We start from the raw sequence: 21,267 nt of genomic DNA, 5'->3' as shown, positions 1-21,267 counted from the left end.
CGCAGGGCTACGTTCCGTCACGCGCACCGGCGGCGCTCCTGGGTCATCTCGACCCACCCCGGCCAGGAACGACCACGACGGTACGCCGGCCCGGAACATGACACACACGCCCTTTCGAGCTGCCCCACCGATGAGACCACCGGGCCCGCCCCGTCCCCCGAGCCCGGTCGAAGGACCACCGGGCCCCGCAGCAACAGCCCACCCCCGGGCCGACGGTCCACCAGCGCCGAGTCGCCCGAGTCGACGGGGTCGACGGGGTCGACGGGAACGAGGGCCGCCGAACCATCAGCGCGTCGAGAACGTCGAGCTGCCCCGTCTGTCGGGGCAGCTCGAAAGGAAGGGCACCACCATTCCCCTGCCGGGTCGCCACCGGCCAGGCCACCACCCAGCCAGACCACCCGATCACCGTCCGCCGGGCGACCGGGTGACCTGGGCCGGAAGTCCGGCGTACCGGGGCGGAGGCGGGGCAGAATCGTGGGCGTGCGCGCCGTGACCGTCACTCCCGGAGTCCCCGGTTCGCTGCGGCTGGTGGACGACCATCCCGAGCCGAGCAGCGAGGAGGGGGCCATCCTGGTGCAGGCGCTGGCGGTGGGCGTCTGCGGCACCGACCACGAGATCATCGAGGGCGCGTACGGCGAGGCCCCGCCCGGCGAGCGGGATTTGGTCCTCGGGCACGAGTCGCTGGGCCGGGTACTGGAGGACCACACCGGCACGCTGGCACCGGGCGACCTGGTGGCCGGCATCGTCCGGCACCCCGATCCGGTGCCCTGTCCGAACTGCGCGGTCGACGAGTGGGACATGTGCCGCAACGGGCAGTACACCGAGCACGGCATCAAGGCGCTGCCCGGATTCGCCCGGGAGCGGTGGCGGGTGCAGCCCCGCTTCGCCGTCGGCCTGGACCCGGTCCTGGCCGAGGTGGGGATGCTGCTCGAACCGGCCAGCGTGGTGGCGAAGGCCTGGGACCACATCGACCGGATCGGCGCCCGCGCCGAGTGGCAGCCCCGGACCGCGTTGATCACCGGCGCCGGGCCGATCGGCCTGCTGGCCGCGTTGCTCGCCAGCCAGCGGGGGCTTGAGGTGCACGTGCTCGACCGGGCCGAGTCCGGGCCGAAACCGGCGCTGGCCGCGGCGCTCGGCGCGACCTACCACAGCGAGCCGGTTGACCAGTTCGGCTTCGAGCCGGACGTGGTGGTCGAGTGCACCGGAGCACCGGTGGTGGTGCTGGAGGCGATGTGCAAGGCGGCGCCGACCGGCATCGTCTGCCTGACCGGGGTCTCCAGCGGCGGCCGGATCATCGACTTCGACGCCGGGGCGCTCAACCGGTCCCTGGTCCTGGAGAACAACGTGGTCTTCGGCTCGGTGAACGCCAACCGGCGGCACTGGAACCTGGCCGCCGAGGCGCTGACCCGCGCCGACCAGGGCTGGCTCGCCTCGCTGATCAGCCGGCGGGTGCCGGTGGACTCCTACACCGACGCGTACACGCCGGGGCCGGACGACATCAAGGTGGTGCTGGAGTTCGCCCGCTGACCGGCCGGCAGTCGTCGCGGCACCAGTAACCGACCGCGCTCCGGCGACACAGACATGGGTATGAGGGACGCCAACGACCGGGGGACGGACTGGTTCCGCGGGCTCTACGCGCGACATTTTCCGGACGTCGTCCGCTACGGCCTGCGCCGGCTCGACGGCATGGCAGCGGCCGAGGAGCTCGCCCAGGAGGTGTTCCTCGTGGCGTGGCGACGGCGCGGGGAGGTGCCCGCCCGGACGCTGCCCTGGCTCTACGGGGTGGCCCGTCGCCTGCTGGCCAACCACTGGCGGGCCCAGCGCGTCGTGCCACCGTCGGCGGAGCTGACCGAGTTGGTCGAGCTGGACCGGCAGGACGGTGTCGTACGGCTGATGGACGTCCGGACGGCGCTCGGCCGCCTCTCCGACGACGATCAGGAGATCCTCCGGCTGGTGGGGTGGGAGCAGCTCTCGCCGAGTGAGGCGGCGCTGGTGCTGGGCTGTCTCCCGGCCACGGCCAAGGTGCGGTTGCACCGGGCCCGACGGCGACTCACCGAACTGTTACGGGAGCGGCCCGAACCGGCGTCGACGGTCCACAACGAGCTGGGAGCGGTGCGATGAGCAGGCGGGTGCGGGACATGCTGGCGACGGCCGACCCGGCGCGCGGGGTCGAGGTGGGACCGGGGGACGTGGCGGCGCTGCTGGAGCGCGCCGGCACGGACGTCACCTCGTACGCCCCGGTCGCACCGGCCCGGTCACGATCGTCCCTGCTGGTACCCGTCGGAGCGTTTGCCCTGGTCCTGGTCGCGACGGCAGCGGTCGCGGCGCTGCGGCCGTCCGCCGCCGGGCCCACCCTGGGCACCCCCGCCGGGCCGCCGGAGCCCACGGCGGTCCCGGCGCCGTGCCTGGCGACGGTCGCCGACCGGCTCCGGGCCGCCCCCTACGACGAGCAGGCCGGACGGTACGAGTACCTGCGGGTGGCGGCGCCGAGCGGGTCGATGGTCGAGATGCCGGGGCACGCCGGCCGCTTCGCCTCGGTGCGGTACCCCGGGGAGACCGAGCGGTGGCTCGCGGCGGACGGCTCGGGACGGCTCCGCGTGATCCGTGGCGAACCGGAGTACCAGGACGCCGAGTCGGCGGCGTTCTTCGCGGCGCACCCGGAGCTGGAGTCCCGGCCCGGCACGGAGACGACGGAGCTGGGACCGGGCGACATGGAGCTGACCGCGCTGCCGGCCGCCGACCCGGAGGCCCTGGCGCGGGCGCTGTACCAGCCACGGGAGAACGGCCCGTCGCAGGTGCTGGTCAACGTCGCCGACCTGAACCGGCAGTGGATCCTGGACGCCGCGCACCGGGTCGCCGTGCTGCGGTTGCTCGCTGCGACCGACGGGGTGGCGTGCCGGGGTGAGCAGACGGACCCGACGGGCCGGACCGGCGTCGTGGTCTCGGCCGACCGTGGTCGGGGCCCCCGGCCGAGCCCCGGCGACCACGGCCGCGAGTACCTGCTCGTCGAGCCGGAGACCGGGGAACTGCTGGCCGCCGGCAGCCGGGCCGATCAGACCGGGGCCGTGGACTGGTCGACCCGATACCTCGACCGAGCGCGCACCGACGTGCTCGGCTGACGCCGGCCCAGGGGTTAGGAAGGGGCCCCTGTACAACCGAAAGCGTTAACAAGGGGCCCTTCCTTGCACCGGGGTCAGATGCCGGGGAGGCGGCCGTTGCGGAACACGTCGACGAAGAGCTGGTGGTCCTCGCGGGCCCGTAGGCCGTACGCGTGGGCGAACTCCACCAGGTGCCCGACGAAGCCGGCGTGGTCGGCCTCCACCGCCGTTACGATCGCCTCCTCGGTCGAGTAGTCGACCAGGTCGTGGCTGGACTCGTCGTCGGCGACCGAGTGCATCCGGGCCACCGCCCGGCCCAGGTCGGCCAGCACCCCGGCCAGCTCCTCGGGCTCGTTGACGTCGGCCCAGTCCAGGTCGGCCGCGTACGGGGAGACCTCGGCGACGAGCTGACCCACCCCGTCCAGCTCGGTGTAGCCCAGCCACGGGTCGGCGTGCGCCTGCAACGCGCGCTGCGACTCGGCCGTCCGGTGGCCCTGGTGCCGGAAGTACTCGCGGACTCCCTGGTCGGTGACGTGCCGGGCCACGGCGGGCACCTGGGCCTGCTTCATGTAGATGACGACGTCGTTCTCCAGCGCCTCGGTGTGCCCCTCCAGCAGGAGGTTGTACGAGGGCAGCCCGGCCGAGCCGATGCCCACGCCCTTGCGCAGCACCACGTCCTTGATGTGGGTGGCGACCGGGCGGAGCTGGGCGCTGGAGGGGGGCAGCGTGCCGAGGTAGTCCTCGAAGGCGGCGCAGACCTTCTTGCGGGTGTCCGCGTCGATCTCGAAGACCCCGTCGCGCAGGGTGAACCGGCGCTCGTAGTTGTCGATCGTGGTCTGCTGCTTGAGCAGGTCGACCCGGGTGTTGAGCCGGGCCTCCTGGAGCACCCGGCGCAGCACGCCGTCGGCGTTGTCCAGGGTGATCGAGCCGATCGCGTCGTCCCCGCCGTGCGCGATGGCCCCCAGCTCGGTCAGGTACGCCTCGGCGAACCCGGTGACCAGGTCGCTGATCGCCTGGTCGGAGAGCGCCTTGGCGTACCCGATCAGGGCCACGCTGGCGGCGAACCGCTTGAGGTCCCAGGTGAACGGCCCGACGTACGCCTCGTCGAAGTCGTTGACGTTGAACACCAGGTGCCCGTCGGCGTTCATGTACGTGCCGAAGTTCTCCGCGTGCAGGTCACCGTGGATCCACACCCGGCTGGTCCGGTCGTCGAGGAACCGGTCGTCGGCGAAGTCGCCGCGCTGGTCGGCGTAGAACAGCGCGGCGCTGCCCCGGTAGAACGCGAACGGCGAGGCGGCCATCTTCCGGAACTTGCGCCGGAACGCCGCCGGATCGAGCGCCATCGACGTGCCGAATTCCTCGATGAGGACGTCGATGATGTGGGCGGACCGTTGATCCGCAGACTGGTTCATGGCCGGCAAGGTTAGCCCCCACGCGCCACCGCGCCCGTCAGCCCGCAGGGCGCGTCCAGCCGACGAAGCGCTCGGTCAGGTCGCCCGGCGGAGCACCCCCGTCGGGTGGGGTGAGGTGCCCGGCGGCCTCGATCTGGAGCGCAGCCAGGTGAGCCGCCAACGCCACCCGGTCGTTCCGGTACTCGCCGAGCAGGCGCAGCTTCGCCGCCGAGCACGGCCAGGCAATTCCGCAGGCCCGGCAGCGCCAGGTGGGCCGGCTCGGCAGGTGCTCCCGCCGCCTCATCCCGGCAGCCGCACGCCACGCGCACCCTCCCGCGCAGCCTCCCGAGCACCCCCACGAGCAGCCTCTCGAGCACCCTGCGGGCGCTGTGCGCCCCGGGCACCCTGAGCACCCCCGACACCCTGAGCACCCCCGGCACGCCGGGCAGCCTGAGCAGTCTGGGCTTCCTGAGCGCCGCGAGGGCTCCGGGCCGGGCGGCGGGCCACCGGGGCGGGCGGCCCGGGGGTGAGCCACCGCAACCCCTCCCGCAACACGTACAGCTCACGCTTGGCGACCGCCTCGCCCCGGGCGTCCAGCTCGTACCCCTCGATCCAGGTCCAACCGTGGTACGTGTGCCGGTCGGCCAGATGCCGGATCACCCGTACCACGATCGGCCGGACGAACTGCACGCTCGCGGCGCGGGTCAGGTGCAGCAGGTCGCCGCCTTTGATCGGGCGCTCTGCCGTCACCAGCGGCCCCCGTTCCGACGCCGGACCGGCGCCCGCCCGATCGACCACGAGCTGAACCGATCCGGGCACGGCGCCAGCAGGCCACACGAGCAGCGCCGCCAGAACGACCGCCACGTCCGCCGGTGGGCGGGACCGATCGGGACGAGCGGTGAGTGTTGGTTCGTTCGCATGACCTCAGCATCACTTAGGACTAGTCGTGCGTCAAGTACTCACGACGGGTGGTCGCTTGACAGGTTGACACACGACCGGCGGTCGTCTTTCTAACGTCAGGCCATGACGCGGCTTCGACTGATGGGCACACACGAGATCCGCGTGCGCCTGGGCGGGATCAGCCGGCAGCGCGTCTACGAGTTGACAATGCGCCGAAACTTCCCCGAGCCGGTCGCCGAACTGGCGCAGGGCAAGGTGTGGCTCGCGGACGACGTCGAGCGCTGGATCACCGAACACCGCCGCGAACTCGCCGACACCGAAGGCGACACCTGATCCACGAAGAGCCCACCCGACCGTCGACACCGACACGGGCGGACCTCCAGCCCGCCCTAAAACGCCCGGAAGGCAGGAGCCTTTCGGGCACAAAGGAGCAAGGCAGCCTTTCTGCCGGTCAGGTCTTTTGAGTGGGCCCTTGGCAAATTGAGGTCGACCCTAAGAGATCTTGGAACGAAACGGCCCCTCCGGGGGCCGAAATCTTCCAAGGTCTTCTACTGACGCGATCTGGCAGGCCAACGAGGGGCGCATTGCGCCGATAAAGCCGTTTTCGCCCCTGCGCAGCGTCACTCGACCCGCAGACGCACAGGTTGGCGAGGACTACTTCGTTGTCGTTGTGGTCTCGGGGTGTTGGTGGGGGCGATTTCCCTGAAAGTTGCGCCCACAGTTGTGACGTGAGCGGACGCTTGAACGCCGCTCGGTGTCACAGGTGACGACCGCTAGCTGGTCGGGGGGCGGACCGGTGGGGCGGTGAGGGAGTCGACGGGGCGGGGCGGGGCCGCCTCCACCGCGCTGACGTCGGCCGTCGGGGCGAGCTGGTCGGGGCGGGCCACCCCGCCGAGGCCGGACTGCTCGGCGGCGATCTTCTCCTGGAGGCGGAGGATGCCGTGCAGCAGCGCCTCCGGCCGGGGCGGGCAGCCGGGGACGTAGACGTCCACCGGGATGAGCTGGTCGACACCCTTGGTCACCGAGTACGAGTCCCAGTAGGGGCCGCCGCAGTTGGAGCAGGCGCCGAACGAGATGACGTACTTCGGCTCGGGCATCTGGTCGTAGAGCCGCTTGATCGCCGGGGCCATCTTGTCGGTGACCGTCCCGGAGACCACCATCAGGTCGGCCTGGCGGGGGCCGTGGGCGAACGGGATCACGCCGAGCCGGATGAAGTCGTGGCGGCCCATGCTGGTCGCGATGAACTCGATGGCGCAGCAGGCCAGGCCGAAGTTGAACACCCAGAGCGAGTAGCGGCGACCCCAGTTCAGCACGAACCGGATCGGCTCGCCGAGCACCTGCGGCAGTTGCACGGACCCACCCCCTCTACTCTCCCCGCCCGACAGTGAACCACAACCAACGCGGTCAGTAGGTCGGGCGTTGCAGCAGGCCGACGAAGCCGGCCAGGAGTCGTTCCCGCAGCGCGGGCGGGGCCGCGTCGAGCAGCGTGTTCACCGTGGCCATCCGCTCCGGCAGGACCGCCCCGGCCCCACCCGCCCCGCCGCCCAGGCCGAGGCCGGTGGCGAGCGCGGCGAGCAGGTCGGGGGTGAGCGCGTCCGGGGTGAGCGTGCCGACGAGGGCGAGCAGGTCGGCGGGGAGCCGGACCGGGCCGGCGGCCCGTGCCGCCGCCACCGCGTCGGCCAGGTCCGGGCCGAAGGCGGGCACCGTCGGGGCCACCGCCGCGGTGACCGTCAGGTGGACGCTGGCCGGCAGGTCGCCGTACCGGAACTGGGGTTGGGTGTGCCAGCCGCGCGCGGTCAGCTCGTCGACCAGGGTGAACAGGTCCAGTGTCGGGTCGGTGCCGGTGAAGCAGACGACGGTGGACTCCGGCTCGGCCAGCAGCCGCAGCCCGTCGACGCCCCGGACCGCGTCGGCCAGCCCGGCCACCGCCGCGCGGGTCCGCTCCGCGAGCGCCAGGTACCCGTCGTCGCCGAGGTGGCGCAGGGTGGCGTACGCGGCGGCGATCGGGCCGCCGGAGCGGGTGGAGGAGATCACCGGGTTGACCATGGTGTACCCGGGCCAGCCGGCGAAGGCGAAGTACTGCGGGGCGCGCAGCGCCGCGTCCCGGTGGAGCAGCACCGAGACCCCCTTCGGGGCGTACGCGTACTTGTGCAGGTCCACCGAGATCGAGGTGACCCCGTCGACGCCGAAGTCGAACGGGGGCACCGGCGCGCCGAGGCGACGCAGGTACGGCAGGGTCCAGCCGCCGAAGCAGGCGTCCACGTGGCACCGTACCCCCCGCCGCGCGGCGACCGCCGCGACCGCCTCAACCGGGTCGACGACGCCGTGCGCGTACGAGGGGGCGGAGCAGGCCACCAGGACGGTCTCCGGGCGGATCGCGGCGGCCACGTCGGCCGGGTCCGAACGCAGCGTCCGCGGCGACACCGGCACCGTGTCCAGGTCCAGCCGCAGGTAGTGCGCCGCCTTGGCGAACGCGGCGTGCGCGGTGACCGGCACCAGCAGCCGGGGCGCGGCCACGTCGGGCCGGGCGTCCCGGGCCGCCTTCACGGCCAGGATCAGCGACTCGGTGCCGCCGCTGGTGACGCTGCCGACGACGTCCGGGGCGGTCGTGCCGGGGCCGCCGCCGAGCAGCCGGGCCGCCGCGCCGACCAGCGCGTTCTCCATCGCCAGCAGGGACGGGAAGGCGGTCGGGTCGAGGCCGTTGACGTGCGCGCTGGCCGCGTGCGCGGCGGCGGCCAGCTCGTCCAGCCCGGGTACCGCCGGGTCGTAGACGTAGGCGAAGAGCCGGCCGCCGTGGGTGGCCCGGTCCGCCGTGCGCAGCGCACGCACCTCGGCCAGCACCCGGTCGGCGGGCAGCCCGTGCGCCGGCAGCGCCGACCGCTCCCCGTCACCCGTCGCCGCCCCGCCCGCGCCGCGCTGGTCGTCCTCCGGCCACGCCGCACCGTGCTCGGTGTCGGCCCGCACGGCCGCCCCGCCCTGCTCGCTCATGCATCGCCCTTCCCGTGGCCGGCCGCCTGCTCAACGTCGGCCGGGGTGAAATCAACGTCGGCCGGGGTGAAATCAACGTCGGTCGGGGTAAAATCAACGTCCGTCGGGGTCAGGTGGTAACCCCGCAGCAGGAGGACGGCCGGGCCGACCAGGAGCGCGGGAAGCACGGTGAAGCCGAGCAGGATGCCGAGGCGGGCCGGGTCGGACTGCGCCACCGGGCCGGTGGACGACGACACGTACCCGGAGAGCTGGAGCACCAGGCCGTACAGGCCGGGGCCGAGGGCCAGGCCCAGGGTCTCCCCCGCCGTCCACAGGCCGGTGAAGACGCCGGCCTGCCGCCGCCCGGTGCGCGCGGTGTCGTACGCGATGCAGTCCGGCAGCATGGCCAGCGCGAAGACCTGCTGGCCGGCGTACCCGCAGCCGATCAGCGCGACCACCGCGTAGGTCGCCACCGCCGGCAGCACCGGCGCGGCGACCAGCGCGAACGCCCCCACCGCGAAGATCAGCGAGGCGAGGACCAGGCCGGTGAGCTTGCCCAGCCGGGCGCCCACCCGGCTCCACAGCGGCATGACCAGCAGCGCCGGGCCGACGAAGCAGGCGAACAGGACGGTGGGCCCGGTGTCCGGGTCGCGCAGGATGTGCCCGGCGAAGTAGTTGACCCCGGCCAGGATGGTCGCCACCCCGACGGACTGGATCACGAAGCAGAGCAGCAGCGCCCGGAACGCGCGGGCCTGGCCGGCCACCGCCAGTTGGGCGCGCAGCGTCGGCTCGCTCTCCGCGACGGCGCCGGTCGGCGCGGACCGGGTGCCGAGGAACGCGCCGAGGGCGCCGACCGCGATCAGGCCGGCGACGAAGAGCCCCATCCAGCGGTATCCGGCCAGCCCGTCGCCGCCGGCGGTGACCACCATCGGGGCGAGCGCGCCGGAGACCAGGATGGCCAGCGCGAGGACCGCGATCCGCCAGGTCATCAGCCGGGTACGTTCGGCGTAGTCGCCGGTCAGTTCGGCCGGCATCGCCACGTACGGCACCTGGAAGAAGGCGAACGCGGTGGCGGTGGCGAGGAACGCCAGCGCCACGTACGCCCCGGCGGCCGGGCCGGTGCCGAACGGGCCGGCGAAGATCGCGGCGAAGCAGAGCGCCAGCGCCAGCCCACCGACCAGCAGGTACGGCCGGCGGGCGCCCCAGCGGGAGCGGGTCCGGTCGCTGAGCCGCCCGACCACCGGGTTGAGCAGCACGTCCCACGCCTTCGGCCCGAGCACCAGCAGCGCGGCCACGCCGGCCGCGGTGCCCAGGGTGTCGGTCAGGTACGGCAGCAGGAGCAGGCCCGGGACCGTGCCGAAGGCGCCGGTGGCCAGCGAGCCGAGGGCGTACCCGGCGTGCACCTGCCGGGGCAGCGGCCCCGCGCCGGGGGCTGCGGCGGGTGGGCCGGATCGGACCGGCGGCGCATGCATGGTCCCGAATCTTACTCATGTTATGGGCTACGTCACATCCTCCGGATCGGGCGTCCAGCAGGCCGCCGCGATGTCCACCCGGTCCCCCCGCAGCGGGGTGCGCTCCGCCCGCAGCAGGGCCCGCGCCCGCACCTCGTGACCCGGCGGCAGCCGCCCCGCCGAGGTGACCACCCGGTGCCAGGGCACCGCGCTGCCGTACCGGGCCATGATCGAGCCGACCAGTCGGGCCGAGTTCCGCCCGGACCGGTCGGCGAGGGCGTCGGCCACCGCGCCGTACGACATCACCCGTCCCGGCGGGATCCGCTCGACGAGGTCGAGCACCGCCTCCACGTACTCCTCAGGGGTCACGACCGGCCACGATATGGGAACCCGAGCCGGCGCGCCGACAGCCACCACGCAGAATGGGCGGGTGCGGGAAGCAGTCACGACGGCCCGGCGGATCGTCGTCAAGATCGGATCATCCTCGTTGACCACGACGTCGGGTGGGCTGGCCGATGAGCGGGTGGAGGCCCTGGTCGACGCGCTCGGCGCGCTGGCCGCCCAGGGGCGCGAGGTGGTCCTGGTCTCCTCCGGCGCGATCGCCGCCGGGCTCGCCCCGCTCGGCCTGCCCCGCCGACCGCGTGACCTGGCCACCCAGCAGGCCGCCGCCAGCGTCGGGCAGGGCCTGCTGATCGGCCGGTACGCGGCCAGCTTCGCCCGGCACGGGTTGACCGTCGGTCAGGTGCTGCTCACCGTCGACGACGTGACCCGGCGGGCGCACTACCGCAACGCGTACCGGACCCTGCGCAAGCTGCTCGACCTACGGGCGGTGCCGATCGTCAACGAGAACGACACGGTCGCCACCGAGGAGATCCGCTTCGGCGACAACGACCGGCTGGCCGCCCTGGTCGCCGCCCTGGTCCACGCCGACCTGCTGGTGCTCCTCTCCGACGTCGACGCCCTCTGGACCGGCGACCCGACCCGGCCCGAGTCGACCCGGATCGCCGAGGTCCGCGACGAGCAGGACCTGGCCGGGGTCAGCATCGGCGGCGCGGGCCGGGCCGGCGTCGGCACCGGCGGCATGGTCACCAAGGTCGAGGCGGCCCGGATCGCCACCGGCTTCGGCATCCCGGTGGTGCTCACCGCCGCGCCGCTGGCCCCGGCCGCGCTGGCCGGCGAGCCGGTCGGCACCCTCTTCCACCCGGTCCGCCAGCGCCCCACCGCCCGCCTCTTCTGGCTGGCCCACGCCACCAGTCCCCGGGGCCGGCTGCACCTGGACCCCGGGGCGGTGCAGGCCGTGGTCGGCCGGCGCAAGTCCCTGTTGCCCGCCGGGATCACCGCCGTGGACGGGGCGTTCACCGCCGGCGACCCGGTCGACCTGGTGGACACCTCCGGCGCCCCGGTCGCCCGGGGCCTGGTCAACTACGACGCGATCGAGTTGCCCGGCCTGCTCGGCCGCTCCACCGCCGACCTCGCCGCCGCCCTCGGCCCGGCGTACGAGCGCGAGGTCGTCCACCGCGACGACCTGGTACTGCTGTAAGGAAGGGCCCCTTGTTAACGCATTCTGTTGTACAGGGGCCCCCTCCTAACACCCGTCCCCCCGATGAACACGTTGAGGAGTGCAGGATGAGCGTCACGGAGCAGGCCCGGCGGGCCCGGGAGGCGGCCGGCGCGCTGGCCGTCGCGACCCGTACCACCAAGGACGCCGCGCTGCACGCGATGGCCGACGCCCTGGTGGCGCGTACCCCGGAGATCCTGACCGCGAACGCGACGGACCTGGCGGCCGGGCGCGAGGCCGGCCTCTCCGCGGCCATCCTGGACCGGCTGAAGCTGGACGAGGGCCGGGTCGCCGGGATTGCCGAGGCGCTGCGGCAGATGGCCGCCCTGCCCGACCCGGTCGGCGAGGTGCTCCGGGGCTCGACCCTGCCGAACGGGCTGGAGCTGCGGCAGATCCGGGTGCCGTTCGGGGTGGTCGGGATCATCTACGAGGCCCGCCCGAACGTGACCGTGGACGCCGCCGGGATCTGCCTCAAGTCGGGCAACGCGGCGCTGCTGCGCGGCTCCTCCTCGGCGGCGCACTCGAACGCGGCGCTGGTCGCGGCGCTGCGCGACGCGGTCGCCGGGGCCGGGTTGCCGGCCGACGCGGTGCAGTTGCTCGACGCCTCCAGCCGGGACTCGGTCAAGGAGCTGATGCGGTCCCGGGGCCTGGTCGACGTGCTGATCCCGCGCGGCGGGGCGTCGCTGATCCGCACCGTGGTCGAGGAGTCGACGGTGCCGGTGATCGAGACCGGGGTGGGCAACTGTCACGTGTACGTGGACGCCGCCGCCGACCTGGCCAAGGCGGTCGCGATCACCCTGAACGCCAAGACCCAGCGGCTGTCGACCTGCAACACGGCCGAGTCCCTGCTGGTGCACGCCGACGTCGCCGACGCCTTCCTGCCGGCGGTGCTGGCCGCGTTCGCCGAGGCCGGGGTCACCGTGCACGGCGACGAGCGGGTGGCCGCCCACTCCGACGCGGTGGTCGCCGCCACCGAGGAGGACTACGGCACCGAGTACCTCTCCGCCGACATCGCGGTCGCCGTCGTCGACTCGCTCGACGCCGCCATCGCCCACGTCAACCGGTACGGCACCGGGCACACCGAGGCGATCGTCACCGACTCGCAGTCGGCGGCCCGGGAGTTCGTGGCCCGGGTCGACTCGGCGGCGGTGATGGTGAACGCCTCGACCCGGTTCACCGACGGCGGGGAGTTCGGCTTCGGCGCCGAAATCGGCATCTCCACGCAGAAGCTGCACGCCCGGGGTCCGATGGGCCTGCCGGAGCTGACCAGCACCAAGTACGTCGTCACCGGCGACGGCCACCTGCGCGGCTGAGCCGCAGCCGGGGCGGGGGCGGTTCGGCTGCGCCACCCCCGCCCGACGCCCTTACCCGAACAACAGCCCGAGCGCTGTCAATTCGCCGACACCTTTTCGCGGCATTTGATGATCAAATATGGCGATGATCACCCCCACGCCCCTCATGGGCATCGTGACCGGTTACTGGGCCTTCAAGACACTCGCCGCCGCCGTGGAACTCGACCTCTTCGGCCGCCTCGCCGGGCAACGTGTGATCACCCGCCAGCAGGCCGAGCAGGAACTCGGCATCCCCGAGCGCCCCGCCGACCTGCTGCTCGCCGCGTGCGCCTCGCTGGGCCTGCTGGAGCGGTCCGGCGACGGGTACCGCAACACCGAACTGGCCGAACGCTTCCTCGTCCCGGGGCAGCCGCACTACTTCGGCGGGCAGGTGCGCTACTGCGACGAGCGCACCTACCTGCCCTGGCACCGGGTCACCGAGGCGCTGCGCACCGACAAGCCGCTCACCTGGGACCCGGCCAGCCAGGACTCCCTGTTCAGCGACGTCGACGAGGGCATGCTGGCGCTGTTCTGGGAGGCGATGTACTCCACCTCCAGCTTCACCGCGCGGGCGCTCGGCGAGGCGTACGACTTCGGCGCGCACCAGCGGCTGCTCGACGTGGGCGGCGGCGCCGGCGCCTTCCCGATCGAGCTGTGCCGGCGGTACCCGCAACTGCGGGCGACCATCTTCGACCTGCCGCACGTCGGCGCGCTCGCCGAGGCCAAGATCTCCGCAGCCGGCCTCACCGACCGGATCGGTACCGTCGGCGGGAACTTCCTCACCGACCCGGCGCTGCCGGACGGCCACGACGTGATCCTGCTCAGCATGATCCTGCACGACTGGGACGAGGCGCAGAACCGGTCGATCCTCGCCACGTGCCACGCCGCCCTGCCGCCCGGCGGGGCGATCGTCATCTCCGAACTGCTGCTCAACGACGAGCGGACCGGGCCGGCGTCAGCCGCCCTGATGGGGATGAACATGCTGGTCGAGACGGAGGGCGGCCGGAACTACTCCGGTGCCGAGTACGGCGCGTGGCTCACCGACGCCGGCTTCACCGACGTCCGCACGATCTGGTTCGACGCGCCGGGGGCCAACGGCGCGGTGGTGGCCCGCCGCCCCTGAGCCCCCGGCACACCGGCGAGCACCCGTCAGGGGTCCGGTCCTTTCGCCGGGCCCCTGACGGCCCCCACCGGCACGCCCCGGCCCGGTCAGCGGCAGGCGCGGAGGACGGCCAGGGTGGTGTGCACGTCGAAGTGGTGGCCGTCGTCGCTCTCCCAGCCACCGTCGGCGCGCTGGGTCTCGCCGAGCCGGCGACGGGCCGCGACGAGCAACCAGTCCAGGTCGTCGAGGCCGACCCGGCGCAGGGTGGCGGCCATCCAGGCGACGTCGGCCGGGGACATCCCCGGCAGCCGTTCCGCGAGCGCCGCCCGGATCCGGGCCGCCTCGTCGACCATCCGTTGGCGGTACAGCACGGCCGCGCTGAGCCAGCCGGCGGCCAGGTACGACGGCCAACTGCCGTCGGGCGCGAGCCGGCCGGCGAGGGCCTGGGCGGCGGCCTGCACCACCCCGGCGTACGCGCCGCCGACCCGGTCGTCGAGCGGCCCGGCGGCCCGCGCGTCCAGCCCGGCCACGGTCAGCCAGAAGGCGGCGTCGGCGGTCAGGTAGAGCCGGGCCTCGGGATCGCCCGGCCGGGCCCACTCGGGGGCGGCGTCGGCCAGCGCCGGGTCCTCCTCCCAGCAGCCGTCGGGCAGTTGCCGGGCGGCCAGCCAGTCCAGGGCCCGGCGGGCGGCCGGACGGCCGAGCGCGCCGAGGTCGTCCAGTTCGGTCAGCCGGAAGCAGGTCGCCTCCACCGAGGCGGTGACGCCGTCGCGTACGGCCGGCCAGCCTCCCTCGGGGCTCTGGCCGGCCTCCGCGCTGTCGAGCAGGTCCGGGGGCGGCGCGGTGCCGGTGCGCAGCCAGGAGAGCCGGGCACGGTCCACCACGTCCCCGTGCGCCACGACGAACCCCACTGCGGCGTTCAAGTCGACCACGTCGGCCACGCTACCGGCGCAAACGTCATCGCGCCTCGGTAGCTCGTGGGAACGGCAAAGGCCCGTTCACCGGATCGACGACGGTGAACGGGCCCCGCTACCGGTCTCAGTACGTGGGCAGGGACGGATCGATCTGCTTGATCCAGGACAGGATGCCGCCCTGGACGTGCACCGCGTCCCGGAACCCGGCGGCCTTCAGCGCGGCGAGCGCCTCGGCGGACCGGATGCCGGACTTGCAGTGCAGGACGACCTGCTTGTCCTGCGGGATCCGGGCCAGCGCCTCGCCGGAGAGGATCTCGCCCTTGGGGATCAGCGTGGCGCCGGGGATCGAGACGATCTCGTACTCGTTCGGCTCCCGGACGTCGACCAGGAAGACGTCCTTGCCGGCGTCCTGCCACTCCTTCAGCTCGGCCACGGTGATGGTCGAGTCGACCGTCGCCTCCTGGGCCTCCACCGAGACCGCGCCGCAGAAGTCCTCGTAGTCCTCCAGCAGGTCGGTCAGGGTGGCGTTCTCGCCGCAGAGCACGCAGTTCGGGTCCTTCCGAACCTTGATCTTGCGGTAGCTCATCTCCAGGGCGTCGTAGACCATCAGCCGGCCGACCAGCGGCTCACCGATGCCGGCGAGCAGCTTGATCGCCTCGTTGACCTGGATCGAGCCGATGGAGGCGCAGAGCACGCCGAGCACGCCACCCTCGGCGCAGGAGGGGACCATGCCGGGCGGCGGGGGCTCCGGGTAGAGGCAGCGGTAGCAGGGGCCGTGCTCGGCCCAGAACACCGACGCCTGGCCGTCGAACCGGTAGATCGACCCCCAGACGTACGGCTTGCCGAGCAGCACCGCCGCGTCGTTGACCATGTACCGGGTGGCGAAGTTGTCGGTGCCGTCCACGATCAGGTCGTACCGGGAGAAGATCTCCCGGACGTTCTCCCGGTCCAGCGCGGTGTTGTGGATCTCGACGGTGACCAGCGGGTTGATCTCGCGGATCGACGCGGCGGCCGACTCGGCCTTGGACCGGCCGACGTCGGAGACGCCGTGGATGATCTGCCGCTGGAGGTTGGACTCGTCGACGGTGTCGAAGTCGATGATGCCGAGCGTCCCGACCCCGGCGGCGGCCAGGTACAGCAGGGCCGGCGAGCCGAGACCGCCCGCGCCCACACAGAGCACCCGGGCGTTCTTCAGCCGCTTCTGCCCCACCACCCCGACATCCGGGATGATCAGGTGGCGCGAGTAGCGCTGGATCTCGTCAACGGTCAGCTCGGCGGCGGGCTCGACGAGCGGGGGCAACGACACGGTGGACTCCCCGGGATCGGCGTGGGTGTGCCGCGCCATTGTTGCTCGCCGGGACGGGGCTCGGCCATGAGCAGGGACACGTCGCCCGACATGCGGGAGCGGGAATAACCCGCCGGGCCCGTCCGGCCAGCTCAGATCCCGGGTACCGGGGCACCGGCGTACCGCGCCCCGTCGAGGTACGGCCAGGCGTTGGCGACACACCCGTCCAGCCCGTACGTCTGCTGCTGCATCACCGGCGCCGGGCGGCCCGGCCCGGGGCAGGTCTCGTGCCCGAGGCCGAACTCGTGCCCCACCTCGTGGTTGATGACGTACGCCCGGTAGTCCGCCAGCGGGGCGCCGTAGTCCGGTACCGCCTCCAGCCAGCGGGCCAGGTTGATGATCACCTGCCCGGGGAGCCGGCAGGAGGTGTACCGCTCGGTGCTCAGCCCGCCGAGCGCGCACATCCGTTCCGAGGTGACCGGGGTGGCCAGGTAGACGGTGAAGTCCGCCTCGGCTGGGTCGGCGACCCGCTGCACCCGCCGGGTGCCCGAGGCGATCCAGCTCCGGGGGTCACCCAGCACCGCGTCGACCGTGGCGGCGAAGGCCGCGACGTCCTGGCCCACGCCCTGCTCGACGGCCACCCGGTACCGGTGGACCGGGCCGTCGCCGCCCCGCACCGGCGACTCGCCCCCGGCGGTGGCGAAGCTGCCGGCCCCGACGGTCGGCGTCACCGGCCGTGGGGTCGGCTCCCCCGGGTCGCTCCGCTCGCCCTGGCCGCCCTGCTCGCCCTGGCCGCCCTGCTCGCCCTGCTCAACTTGGCCGCCCTGATCGCCGTCCTGCTCCGCGTGGCCGTCCCGGTCGCCGCCGCCGAGGCCGCGCCCGGTGCGGTGCTCCGGCGTCGGGTCGGCCGGCCCCAGGCGGTCGGGGCCGGCCAGCGGGCCGGTGAGCGCCACCGCCGCGAGCAGCACCGCCCCGAGCAGGGTCGCGAACCGCCACCGGCGGCGGCGTCCGGTCGGGCCAACAGAAGGGGACGTGTCATCCACGACGCCAGCATCACACGCCTTTCGGACACAGAACCGCCTTCTGCCCGAAAGCGTGAAAATCGTTCGACTATCCCCCGGAGGCGTCGCGGTTCCGCCGGCTTCAGAGCCGGGGGCCGGCGTACCGTCGCCCGTCCCGGTACGGCCACGGGTTGGCGACGCAGCCGCGCAGGAAGAGCGTCTGCTGCATCATCACCGGGGCCGGACGGCCGGCACCGGGGCAGCGCTCGTGCCGGTACCCCAGTTCGTGCCCCACCTCGTGGTTGACCACGTACGTCCGGTACACCGCGAGCGGCACCTCGGCCCGGACGTAGTGCGGCACCGAGGTCCGCCACCGGTCCAGGTTGATGATCACCCTGCCGACCGCCCGGCAGGACGTGTACGGACGGCCACCCACCCGGATGTCCACCCCGCCCGCCGCGCACATCCGGCCGGCGGTCCGCGCGGTGGCCAGGTACACCGTGAAGTCGTACGGGCCGGAGCCGGGGACCTGCCGCAACCGCAGCCGGCCACCGTCCACCCAACTACCCGGCCCGGCCAGCGCGGTGTGCACGGCGTCGGCGAAGGCGGTCACCTCCTCGCCGGACCCGCGTTCCACCGCCACCCGGTACCGCCGCAGGTCACCGGCGCGGCCGAGGACCGGCCCGGTCCGCCCGTCGTACCCGAAGGTGCCCCGCCCGGCCGAGGGTGCCGTGCCGGGCAGCCGCAGCACGGGCCCGGCGTCCTGGGCGGCGACGAACCCCGGCGCGGCACCCGCGCCCGGCCCGCCCGGCGTGGCTCCGCCACCCGAGGGGCCGGCGGGATGCCCGCTGGCCGGCCCGGAGGGATCGCCGCCCGACGGACCGGGACCGGCGGGCGGCAGCGGTGCCGAGAGCAGGCGGGGCAGGGCCGTCGTGGGTGACCCGTCGGCGGTCTCCGCCGTCGCGGTGCGGGGCGCGGCCGACCCGGCACCCGACTCGGGCCGGTCCACGACCACCAGGACCGCCGCCCCGAGCGCCAGGGTCAGGCCGACCAGCCGCACCGGCGCACGTGCCCGGCGGCTCCGCCGGGCCGCGACGGAACCACCGGTCGGCACCGACCCAGCGACGAAGGCACCGGTCGGAGCGGGTCCAGCGGGGGAACCACCGGCCGGCGCCCGTCCAGCGACGGAACCACTGGTCGGAGCGGGTCCAGCGGGGGAACGTCGGGTGACGGAGAGCACCCGGTCAGGGTGCCACGTCGGACCGGCCACTCCTTCGCTGCGACTCGCCGAGCAGCCCCAGGACCGCGCGGGCGACCGTGCGCGGCACCTCCACCTGCGCCACGTGACCGACCCCGTCGAGCATCAACAGCCGACTGTCCGGGATGGCCCGGGCCGTCTGCGGGGCCACCCGGACGTCGACCAGCCGGTCCTGCCGGCCGCCGACCACCAGCGTCGGGGCGGTCACCGTCCCGGCCAGCCGCCACAGCGAGTCCGGGCCGGGCAGGTACGACCGCAGGAAACTGGAGACCAGGCCCCGGAACGTCCGGACGTACGCGGCGGCGTAGTGGTCCGCCTCGTACCGGACCCGGATCTCCTCCAGCGCCTCCGCCCGCCGCTGCTCGCTGATCCGGCTCAGGTCGGCCACGCACGCCGCTATCACCTGCTCCGCCATCACCTCGGGGGCGAGTTGGGCCAGCCGCCAGGCGACCAGCCGCTCACCGCGCGGGATGGCCAGCACCGGCAGCATCCGCCCCTGCAACGAGCGACGGAAGTCGAGGAAGGGCAGCGCCGGGGAGATCAACGTCAGGGTGCGTACCAGGTCCGGCCGCAGCGCCGCCACCCGCACCGCGACCGCCCCGCCCAGCGAGTTGCCGAACAGGTGCACCGGCCCCCGGTCGGTGTGCTCGATCCAGCGCACCGTCAGATCGGCGAAGGACGCGACCGTGTACCGCCGCCCCGGCTCGCTGCGCCCGAACCCGGGCAGGTCGATGGCCTGCCCGTCGAGCCGGTCCGCCAGCAGCCCGGCCAGGTCCGTCCAGTTCTGCGACGACCCGCCGAGCCCGTGCAGGTACAGCGCCGGTTCGGCGCCGGGCCCGGTGGCCGGGGTCTCCCGGACATAGGTCACCGTGCCGTCGAGGCGTACCGGGCGGCCGGGCCACGGCGGCGGGGGCCGGTGCGCGGGCAGCCGGTCGTCCGGCCAGAGGGTGGCAGGCTTCATGCCCTCCAGTCTGCCCCGCGACGGGTCAGGCCAGCAGTGCCTCCAGCCGACGGTTGACGGCGGCGAGGGTGGCCCGCACCACCGCCTGCCGGGGATCGCCGGAGACCAGCGCCGAGCCGGCGAGCTGCTCGACCCAGCCGTCGCAGACCAGCAGCACGACCACGGTGGCGACCTCGCAGTTGCCGAACGGCACCACCGCCGCGTGCTCGACGAAGCACCGTCCCCGGTCGGCGGTCCGGTCGTCGCCGCGCAGCAACTCGTCCACCGCGGCGGCGGCGGCCACCGCGCACAACCGCAGCACGTACCCGTCCACCGCCGGGCCGGTGGCGTGGCCGGCCGCGCTCTCGCCGGCCGCGAGCAGGCGTACCTCCACGGTGGCGTCGAGGCCGAAGGTGCTCACCTGGACGTGGTCGATGACCACCCGGGGCCCCGGCACCCCACCGGTGTCCAGGGGCCGGGACGGCGCGGTCTCCGTCGTGGTCATCTGCCCACCGGAGTACGACGCGCCCACCGTGGCGGGGCTCCCGGTGGCGGGGCCGCCGAGCGCCGGGGAGACCGAGGCGGACTCCTCCACGCCGGCCCGTCCCCGGGCGGTGGTCTGCCGGCGGCGGCGCGGCTGGTCGAGGCCGACCGGCTCGCCGCCCTGCGCCACGCCGGCCTCGGCGCGTCCGACCGGGCGGCGGGCGTCCGGGGTACGGGCGGCGGCCCGCCCCTCCGGCGACCGGGGCTCGGCGGTGCGCCGCCGGACCGCCGGAGGCGGCGGACCGGTCGGCATTCCCGGCATTCCCGGCACGTTCTGCGGGGCGGCGGCCAGCCCCATCCGTTCCTGGAGCAGGCGGGCCACGTGCCGGCTCACCTCGGCCGCGTCCGCCCCGTCGGAGAGGTCGAGACGCAGGCTGTGCGCACCCGCCGGGGTACGGCGCAGCGACGCGTCACGGACCCCGGCGACGCCGCGTACCGCGTCGAGGATCGCGTTGACGTCGAACCCCTCCGGCCGGTCCCGGGGCGGGGCGGGCTCGTCGTCCCGCCGCAGGTGGGTGGCGATCCGGGCGAGTTCCGGGGATTCGGTGGGCTCCACGACAGGCGGCTCCGGCACGACGGGCACGTCCGGTTCGGCGGGGACGCGCTGCGGCAGGATCGCCGTCGTACGGTCCTCGGCGGCCGGCGGGGCCGCGGGTGCCGGTTCGGGGGCGGATCGACGGGCCGCGTAGGGGGGTGCGCTCGCCGGGGCGGGCGCGGACAGGGTGCGGTCGAGGCGCCCGATCCCGCTCGTGGCGGGGGCGGCCACCGGGCCGGCCGAGTTCGGCGCGCGCTCCGGCTTCTCGGTCGTGGCCGGTCCCGTCGCGTCCCCGGCGGGTGGCCGGGGCTCTCCGGGGACCGGTCGGGGTCCCGGCTCCGCGCCCACCGGGCGCAGGTCCGGCCCGGCACCGGCGGTCCGCCGGGCGGGTTCGTCGCGGAGCGGGCGGTCCTCGCCGTGTGGGGCGTGGTCCTCGTCCCGGCTGGGCAGGGGTTCCGGATCGTCGGGTACCGGGCGGAGCCGGAACGGCCGGACCGGCCGGTCGACGGCCGGCCCCCGGTCGGTCGCGGCGGTGGGCGGCGGCCCGGCCGGGGCCTCCGGCGACCCACCGGCCGCCCAGGACGGCCGCTCCGGCGGGGTCTCCACCGAGCGCAGCCGCGAGGCCAGGGACGGGTACCCGGACCAGGGCTCCGACTCCGACCGGGGCGGGTCGTACGGGCGGGGCGGCTCGGAGCGCGCCGGCTGGTACGGGCGGGGCGGCTCGGCCGGCACCGGCTCGTAGGGACGGTGCGCCTCGGTCGCCGCCGGCTCGTACGCCCGGTGCGGCTCCGCCGGCTGCTCGTACGGGCGGTGCGCCTCGGTGTCCGCCGGCTCGTAGGGTCCCGCGCCCCGGTGCTCGTACGCCCGGCCCGGCCGGCCGTCGGCGCCGGGACGGTCCCCGTCAGCGACCGGGTACGACCGCTCGGCCTCCGGGCCGGCCGGGTACGACCGCTCGGCCTCCGGGCCGGCCGGGTACGACCGCTCGGCCTCCGGCCC

The 21,267-nt window shown here is 74.4% G+C and carries 20 protein-coding genes; 7 read left to right on the top strand and 13 right to left on the bottom strand.

The window, feature by feature from the left end; translation table 11 throughout:
- The first annotated feature begins 480 nt into the window (after window positions 1–480).
- The 3 genes from AWW66_RS02025 to AWW66_RS02015 are packed head-to-tail and all read left to right on the top strand — an operon-like array spanning window position 481 to window position 3,119.
- Window positions 481–1,527, top strand: coding sequence for a glucose 1-dehydrogenase (locus AWW66_RS02025; RefSeq protein ID WP_067359661.1), 1,047 nt, complete (start codon window positions 481–483; stop codon window positions 1,525–1,527).
- 60 nt (window positions 1,528–1,587) lie between these two features.
- Entirely contained in the window at window positions 1,588–2,121 is a 534-nt protein-coding gene (locus AWW66_RS02020; protein WP_083978157.1) for an RNA polymerase sigma factor, read from the top strand.
- Window positions 2,118–3,119: a hypothetical protein gene (locus tag AWW66_RS02015; RefSeq protein ID WP_157527080.1), complete on the top strand. Its 1,002-nt coding sequence runs from the start codon at window positions 2,118–2,120 to the stop codon at window positions 3,117–3,119. The genes AWW66_RS02020 and AWW66_RS02015 overlap by 4 nt, the downstream gene beginning before the upstream one ends.
- A 74-nt stretch (window positions 3,120–3,193) precedes the next feature.
- Here the strand turns inward: AWW66_RS02015 and AWW66_RS02010 are convergent, their stop codons facing one another.
- Genes AWW66_RS02010 through AWW66_RS36295 form a run of 3 tightly spaced genes read right to left on the bottom strand, consistent with a single transcriptional unit; the run spans window position 3,194 to window position 5,239 of the window.
- Entirely contained in the window at window positions 3,194–4,510 is a 1,317-nt protein-coding gene (locus AWW66_RS02010; protein ID WP_067359575.1) for a DUF2252 domain-containing protein, read from the bottom strand.
- Between the two features lie 37 nt (window positions 4,511–4,547).
- Window positions 4,548–4,793 carry a flavin reductase gene (locus AWW66_RS02005; RefSeq protein WP_067359574.1) on the bottom strand — a complete coding sequence of 82 codons (246 nt, stop codon included), beginning with the start codon at window positions 4,791–4,793 and terminating at the stop codon, window positions 4,548–4,550.
- On the bottom strand, window positions 4,790–5,239 hold the full coding sequence (locus AWW66_RS36295) for a hypothetical protein (protein WP_396890330.1): 450 nt from the start codon (window positions 5,237–5,239) through the stop codon (window positions 4,790–4,792). The genes AWW66_RS02005 and AWW66_RS36295 overlap by 4 nt, the downstream gene beginning before the upstream one ends.
- 273 nt (window positions 5,240–5,512) lie before the next feature.
- Between AWW66_RS36295 and AWW66_RS01995 the strand changes: the two genes are divergently transcribed.
- Window positions 5,513–5,722, top strand: a complete 210-nt coding sequence (locus tag AWW66_RS01995; RefSeq protein ID WP_083978156.1) for a helix-turn-helix transcriptional regulator — start codon at window positions 5,513–5,515, stop codon at window positions 5,720–5,722.
- A gap of 440 nt (window positions 5,723–6,162) precedes the next feature.
- Here AWW66_RS01995 and AWW66_RS01990 read toward each other — a convergent pair whose 3' ends face one another.
- From AWW66_RS01990 to AWW66_RS01975, 4 genes are read right to left on the bottom strand one after another with little or no spacing between them, the layout of a single operon-like run.
- Window positions 6,163–6,741 (bottom strand): NADH-quinone oxidoreductase subunit B, encoded by a 579-nt coding sequence (locus tag AWW66_RS01990; protein WP_067359572.1) that lies wholly within the window; start codon window positions 6,739–6,741, stop codon window positions 6,163–6,165.
- Window positions 6,742–6,793: 52 nt separating this feature from the next.
- A complete protein-coding gene (locus AWW66_RS01985; protein WP_083978155.1) occupies window positions 6,794–8,377 on the bottom strand; it encodes a pyridoxal phosphate-dependent decarboxylase family protein in 1,584 nt (527 codons plus the stop codon).
- Window positions 8,374–9,828, bottom strand: a complete 1,455-nt coding sequence (locus AWW66_RS01980) for an MFS transporter (protein ID WP_083978154.1) — start codon at window positions 9,826–9,828, stop codon at window positions 8,374–8,376. The genes AWW66_RS01985 and AWW66_RS01980 overlap by 4 nt, the downstream gene beginning before the upstream one ends.
- 27 nt (window positions 9,829–9,855) lie before the next feature.
- Window positions 9,856–10,176: an MGMT family protein gene (locus AWW66_RS01975; protein ID WP_067359571.1), complete on the bottom strand. Its 321-nt coding sequence runs from the start codon at window positions 10,174–10,176 to the stop codon at window positions 9,856–9,858.
- A 13-nt stretch (window positions 10,177–10,189) separates the two neighbouring features.
- On the opposite strand from AWW66_RS01975, the gene proB reads away from it, so the two are divergent.
- From proB to AWW66_RS01960, 3 genes are all read left to right on the top strand, one after another.
- Window positions 10,190–11,347 (top strand): glutamate 5-kinase, encoded by a 1,158-nt coding sequence (gene proB, locus AWW66_RS01970; RefSeq protein ID WP_067359570.1) that lies wholly within the window; start codon window positions 10,190–10,192, stop codon window positions 11,345–11,347.
- Between the two features lie 86 nt (window positions 11,348–11,433).
- Entirely contained in the window at window positions 11,434–12,678 is a 1,245-nt protein-coding gene (locus AWW66_RS01965) for a glutamate-5-semialdehyde dehydrogenase (protein WP_067359569.1), read from the top strand.
- Between the two features lie 124 nt (window positions 12,679–12,802).
- Window positions 12,803–13,819: a methyltransferase gene (locus AWW66_RS01960; RefSeq protein WP_067359659.1), complete on the top strand. Its 1,017-nt coding sequence runs from the start codon at window positions 12,803–12,805 to the stop codon at window positions 13,817–13,819.
- Between the two features lie 86 nt (window positions 13,820–13,905).
- Here the strand turns inward: AWW66_RS01960 and AWW66_RS01955 are convergent, their stop codons facing one another.
- The 6 genes from AWW66_RS01955 to AWW66_RS34190 all read right to left on the bottom strand — a co-directional run.
- Window positions 13,906–14,727 carry a prenyltransferase/squalene oxidase repeat-containing protein gene (locus AWW66_RS01955; protein ID WP_083978161.1) on the bottom strand — a complete coding sequence of 274 codons (822 nt, stop codon included), beginning with the start codon at window positions 14,725–14,727 and terminating at the stop codon, window positions 13,906–13,908.
- A gap of 106 nt (window positions 14,728–14,833) precedes the next feature.
- Window positions 14,834–16,054 carry an adenylyltransferase/sulfurtransferase MoeZ gene (gene moeZ, locus AWW66_RS01950; RefSeq protein WP_211271815.1) on the bottom strand — a complete coding sequence of 407 codons (1,221 nt, stop codon included), beginning with the start codon at window positions 16,052–16,054 and terminating at the stop codon, window positions 14,834–14,836.
- A gap of 92 nt (window positions 16,055–16,146) precedes the next feature.
- The gene (locus AWW66_RS01945) at window positions 16,147–17,037 is read right to left on the bottom strand and encodes a DUF3152 domain-containing protein (protein WP_245647839.1); all 891 of its coding nucleotides are present in this window, start codon (window positions 17,035–17,037) and stop codon (window positions 16,147–16,149) included.
- 100 nt (window positions 17,038–17,137) lie between these two features.
- Window positions 17,138–18,055 (bottom strand): DUF3152 domain-containing protein, encoded by a 918-nt coding sequence (locus AWW66_RS01940; RefSeq protein ID WP_245647836.1) that lies wholly within the window; start codon window positions 18,053–18,055, stop codon window positions 17,138–17,140.
- Window positions 18,056–18,239: 184 nt separating this feature from the next.
- Window positions 18,240–19,214: an alpha/beta fold hydrolase gene (locus AWW66_RS01935; protein WP_067359567.1), complete on the bottom strand. Its 975-nt coding sequence runs from the start codon at window positions 19,212–19,214 to the stop codon at window positions 18,240–18,242.
- A gap of 25 nt (window positions 19,215–19,239) precedes the next feature.
- On the bottom strand, window positions 19,240–21,267 hold a 2,028-nt coding region (locus AWW66_RS34190), incomplete at its 5' end, for a hypothetical protein (RefSeq protein ID WP_067359566.1).

The organism is Micromonospora rosaria (assembly GCF_001567585.1).
GTDB classification, from domain to species: Bacteria; Actinomycetota; Actinomycetes; order Mycobacteriales; family Micromonosporaceae; genus Micromonospora; species Micromonospora rosaria.
This window is presented reverse-complemented; position numbering and strand designations above follow the sequence as displayed.